Source organism: Pseudomonas sp. SED1, from assembly GCF_034044025.1.
Lineage (GTDB): Bacteria > Pseudomonadota > Gammaproteobacteria > Pseudomonadales > Pseudomonadaceae > Aquipseudomonas.
On sequence record NZ_JAXCIS010000117.1, the window covers coordinates 1 to 4,667 of the forward strand.

Here is a 4,667-nt window from a genome sequence, read left to right on the forward strand (position 1 = left end):
GAGGTGTGGCGTTCTTAAGTCAGCGCTTGGAAAGCTCCATAATCATCCGGCTCAGCAGGTAAATCCGCGGCGCCACACTCTCCACCTCGGCATATTCCTCCGGCGTATGAATATTGCCCCCGACAATCCCGAACCCGTCCAGGGTCGGCGTACCCACGCCGGCCGACAAGCTGGCATCCGCCGCCCCGCCGCTGCCTTCAATGGTCAGCTTGCGTCCCAGTTCGCCATAAATCCCCTGGGCGATCGCCACCAGCTTGTCCGACTCCGGCGTCTGCGGCATTGGCGGCAGGCCACGGTGCAGGCTTGTGGTCACTTCAGTCTCGGGGATCAGCTTGTTGGCCGAGACTCGCGCCAGGTCCTTCTCGATCCGATCAAACTCTTCCGGCAACGCCGCCCGCACGTCCGCCTTGGCGGTGGCCTGGTCCGGGATCACATTGACCCGGTCGCCGGAGTTGATCACGGTGAAGTTGATGGTGGTTTTCTTCTCGGCATCCCCCAGCTTGCCCAGTTGCAAGATCTGGTGCGCCGCTTCCATCGCGGCATTGCGGCCCAGTTCCGGAGCGACGCCGGCGTGGGCGGCCTTGCCCTTGACCTCGACCACCGCAGTGGCGCTGCCTTTGCGCCACACCACCAGGCCATCCGCCGGGCGACCCGGTTCCAGGTTGAGGGTCACGTCGTGGCCCTTGGCGGTGTTGCGGATCAGCTCGGAAGCGCCATCGGTGCCGGTTTCTTCGCTGGCGTCCAGCAGGAAAGTGATTTGCGCGTAGTCCTTGAAGCCCTGGTTTTTCAGGACTTTCAAGGCGTAGATGCCGGCGACAATGCCCCCTTTGTCATCCATTACGCCCGGGCCATAGGCACGACCGTCCTTGATGTGGAACGGCCGCGCGGCCGCCGAACCTTCCTTGAACACCGTGTCCATGTGGGCCATCAGCAGGATCTTGGCCTTGCCGGTGCCTTTGAGGGTGGCGATGACATGGCTGTTATGGGCCGCAGCATCCGGCACCAGTTGGATGCTGAAACCCAGTTGTTTGAGCTCGTCGACAGCGATGTCACGCACTTGGGTCAGGCCCGGCTCGTAGCCGGAGCCTGAATCAATATTCACCAGACGCTCCAGCAGTTTCAAGGCATCGGCCTTGTACTGCTCGGAATCGGCCTGGATCTGTTTGTGGGGCTCGGCGCTGAAGGCCGGCATGGCGAACGACAGCGCCAGGGTGGCTGCCAGCAAGGTACGCGGGAAGTTGAAGAGCATGAACCGATCCTTGTTTTTTGTTGGGAGGTAGCCCTCCACCCTACCTGACAAAAAACAATTTGTTGATCCTCAGATCGACCTCAGCCAACTTCCCTGCACCGAACTGACCCGGTTGCGCCCGCTGCTTTTGGCTTCGTACAGCGCCTGGTCGGCGTCGTTCAGCCAACTGGTGGCGTCGCCGTGGGCCGGTCGATACGGCGCCAGGCCGATGCTCAGGCTGGCGCGCAAGGTCGGGTCCTGTGCGTAGGCCAGGGAGTTGAAGCGGTCGCGCAGGGCATCCATCACTTCGGTGGCACGGTTCAGCGGCATGTCCGGCAGGATCACGCAGAACTCATCGCCGCCATAACGCCCGGCCAGGTCAGTGGCCCGCAGATTCTGGCGCAGCACTTTGCTCAACTGGCGCAGCACGATATCGCCGGTGACATGGCCGTAGGTGTCGTTGATGGTCTTGAAGTGATCGATGTCGATCAGCGCGATGGCCGCGCCCTGCTGGTCGCGGCGACAGCGCTGGAACTCGATTTCCAGGTGATCTTTCCAGGCGCCGTGGTTGAGCAGGCCCGACAGGCTGTCGGTGCGGCTCAGGGCCAACAACTCGCGTTTGTGCCGGGCCAGGGTAATCGCTTGCCGGTAGCAGATCCAACCCAGGGCCAGGGGATAGAGCATCAGGATCGGCAGGCAGGCGTAGAGCTGCACTTCGCTGGTCAGGGCCGTCACTGCCGGGGTGAACACCAGCAGCGAGGCGCCGATACCCAGCGCCTGGGCCACCCACCCGGCGAGCATGAAGCGCGGGCCGCCAATGGCGACATTGTTCATGGTCATCATCGACAAGGTGGTCACGCTGGGCAGCGGGTTGAACTGCATGGCGCCGACCCAGAACCCGCCGCAGAACGAGTCGAGCAACAAGTTGCGGTGTTCCGCGCGCAGGGAGTTTTTCGAGTGCCGCGACCATTGGTACGCCACATGTGGCCAGATAAAGGCATTGGCGATCATCACCACCCAGACCCAAACGGGTTTATTCAACGGGTAGATGGCGGCGGCCACGCAGACAAACCCGAGGGTCAATCCCAGGGCGCGCGACTTGTACAGACGTGAAGCGAGCGAAAGCCCCTTTCCTCCTGCGGCTGGCATGGTCTGGCTTGATCCTGGATGAATGCCCGAAGTCTATCAGGGCAACGGCAGATCGCCACTACCGCTCATAAGCTGGCCATCAGTTGGAAAAGCCCCGGGCTAGCATCAACGCCACACCCAGCAGCAGCACCGCCGTAGCCCGTTGCAACAGCACCCGGCGCTTGGGGTTCTCCAGTACGTGCTTGATGCGCTGGCCGAAGTAGCAATACAGGCAGCCGCTGGCGAATTGCAGCAGCAGGAAAGTCAGGCCGAGGATGGCGATGTCAGCGGCCGCACTGCCCTGGCCAATGGCGGCGAACTGCGGGAATACGGCGCTGAACAGGATGATCGCCTTGGGATTCGACAGCCCCGTCAGCAGGCCTTTGCCGAACAGGCTGCGGGCATTTTCCGGGGTTGCGTCGTGGGCAGTGATCGTCACCCCGCTGCTGGTCCATTGCTTGTAGGCCAGGTAAAGGATGTAGGCGACGCCCACCACCTGGATGATCCGGGTGATCAGCGGGTAGTCCTTGATCAGTTCGGAAAAGCCCACGGCAAAGATCAGGATCGAGACCAGATAGGAAACACTCGCACCGAACTGTGCCGGCAAAGAGCGGCGCAGGCCGTCTTTCAAGCCGAGGCTGAGCAACAACAGGGTCATGGGTCCGGGACTGAACGCCAGGGTGGTGCACAACAGCAGAAAATACAGAAACGAAGACAGCGTCAGCGCAGTGGCCATGGCGTGGGGTTCACAGCAGGAAAGAAGGTTTGCAGTCTAGGGCGCACGGCGTGCCACAGGCAGGTAAACTCTGCGGAAATAAGCGCAGACTTTACCGGTAAAGTTGGCGGCAAACTTAAGGACAGTGCGATGCCCATTCCTGCGATTCACTTTCATGACCGAGCGCCGAAGGTGCAGCAGATCGTCGATGCCCTGGCCCATGCGATTGAGCAAGGCGAGCTGGCGGCCGGCAGCAAACTGCCGTCGGTGCGTGAGTTGGGGGCCTTGCTGGGCGTCGGAAAATTCACCGTAAATGAAGCGCTGGATCGCCTGCGCGGGCGCCACCTGCTGACCTCCAGTCAGGGCCGCGGGCACTTTGTCGCCAGCAGCCTGGCGCAGCCGTCGTCCAGCACCTGGGTCGACTTGCTGCCCCAGGACCTGCTCAGCGTACTGCGCCGCCCCCTGGCCATGGCCCAAGGCGACCTGCGCCCCGGCGGCGGCCACCTGCCGGAAGACTGGCTGGATTCCGACGTGTTGCGCCAGGCGATGCGCAGTGCTGTGCGTGCTCCCACGTTGCGCATCGCCGGGCTGGGCACCCCGGCGGGCCTGCTGCCGTTGCGCCAGGCGTTGCAGCAGAAACTGCACGGTGAAGGGTTGTCGGTGCCGGTGGAGCAGATCATCACCACGCCCAACACCGTGCAAGGCCTGGACATGCTCATGCGCCTGCTGGCGCGGCCCGGGGACACGGTGTTGCTGGACGCGCCGTGTTATTTCAACTTCCACGCGAACCTGGCATTGCATGGGGTCAAGGTGGTGACGATTGCTCGCCGGCCCGACGGGTTTGATTTTGTCGCGCTTGAGCAGTTGCTCGCGGAGCATCGTCCCAGTTTGTACCTGACCACCAGTGTGCTGCATAACCCGACCGGGCATTCGTTTAGTCCGAGCCAGGCGTTTCGGTTATTGCAGCTGGCCCGGGAGTATCGCTGCCATATCGTTGAGGATGATCTTTACGGGGACTTGCACCCTAACCCGCCGCCGCGTTTGGCGACGTTGGCGGGGTTGGAGCAGGTGACGTATCTGTCGGGGTTTTCGAAGGTGCTGACGGCGAATGCGCGGGTCAGTTATGTGGTGGCGGCGCCGCAGTTGGCGGCGAATCTGACCAATATGAAGTTGATGAGCGGTGGGATTACGTCGGAGTTGTTTGAGCAGATTGTGTATCGGCTGTTGAGTGAGGGTGGGTATGCCAGGCATCGCAAGCGCATGGTTCAGCGGCTGCTGGAGGCTGGGGGGCGGGTTGAGCAGTGGCTGCGGCGTTGTGGGTGTGAGTTGCCGATGGGGTTTGAGGGGGGGATGTTTATCTGGGCGCGGTTGCCGGCGGGGGTTAATGGTGAGCGGCTGGCTGAAGCCGGGTTGAAACGCGGGATGGTGTTGGCGCCGGGAGCGTTGTTTGGGTATGAGCCGCGGTTGCGGGATTTTATGCGGTTTAATGTGGCGCATTGTGATCAGGCGCGGGGTCAGGTTGAGTTTGAGGGGTTGTTGCTGTCGCAGGTGTAGGCGGGGTTTGGGGTGTATATCCGTTATTTGGGTGATGGCTGA

At 62.2% G+C, this 4,667-nt stretch carries 4 protein-coding genes; 1 reads left to right on the top strand and 3 read right to left on the bottom strand.

Annotated features, from left to right (window positions below; translation table 11 throughout):
• Window positions 1-19: 19 nt before the first annotated feature.
• From SNL23_RS15325 to SNL23_RS15335, 3 genes are all read right to left on the bottom strand, one after another.
• Window positions 20-1,249, bottom strand: coding sequence for a M20/M25/M40 family metallo-hydrolase (locus SNL23_RS15325; RefSeq protein WP_318302642.1), 1,230 nt, complete (start codon window positions 1,247-1,249; stop codon window positions 20-22).
• A gap of 69 nt (window positions 1,250-1,318) precedes the next feature.
• A complete protein-coding gene (locus tag SNL23_RS15330; RefSeq protein WP_318302643.1) occupies window positions 1,319-2,377 on the bottom strand; it encodes a diguanylate cyclase in 1,059 nt (352 codons plus the stop codon).
• A 79-nt stretch (window positions 2,378-2,456) separates the two neighbouring features.
• Window positions 2,457-3,092 carry a LysE family translocator gene (locus SNL23_RS15335; protein ID WP_167665600.1) on the bottom strand — a complete coding sequence of 212 codons (636 nt, stop codon included), beginning with the start codon at window positions 3,090-3,092 and terminating at the stop codon, window positions 2,457-2,459.
• A gap of 129 nt (window positions 3,093-3,221) precedes the next feature.
• Here SNL23_RS15335 and SNL23_RS15340 point away from each other — a divergent pair, with 129 nt between their 5' ends.
• Window positions 3,222-4,625: an aminotransferase-like domain-containing protein gene (locus tag SNL23_RS15340; RefSeq protein WP_318302644.1), complete on the top strand. Its 1,404-nt coding sequence runs from the start codon at window positions 3,222-3,224 to the stop codon at window positions 4,623-4,625.
• The last annotated feature ends 42 nt before the right edge of the window (window positions 4,626-4,667 follow it).

What these genes read in the sequence shown, in the direction of transcription:
- SNL23_RS15335 (WP_167665600.1), bottom strand. Translation starts at nt 3,092, where the DNA reads ATGGCCACTGCGCTGACGCTGTCTTCGTTTCTGTATTTTCTGCTGTTG.
- SNL23_RS15325 (WP_318302642.1), bottom strand. Translation starts at nt 1,249, where the DNA reads ATGCTCTTCAACTTCCCGCGTACCTTGCTGGCAGCCACCCTGGCGCTG.
- SNL23_RS15330 (WP_318302643.1), bottom strand. Translation starts at nt 2,377, where the DNA reads ATGCCAGCCGCAGGAGGAAAGGGGCTTTCGCTCGCTTCACGTCTGTAC.
- SNL23_RS15340 (WP_318302644.1), top strand. Translation starts at nt 3,222, where the DNA reads ATGCCCATTCCTGCGATTCACTTTCATGACCGAGCGCCGAAGGTGCAG.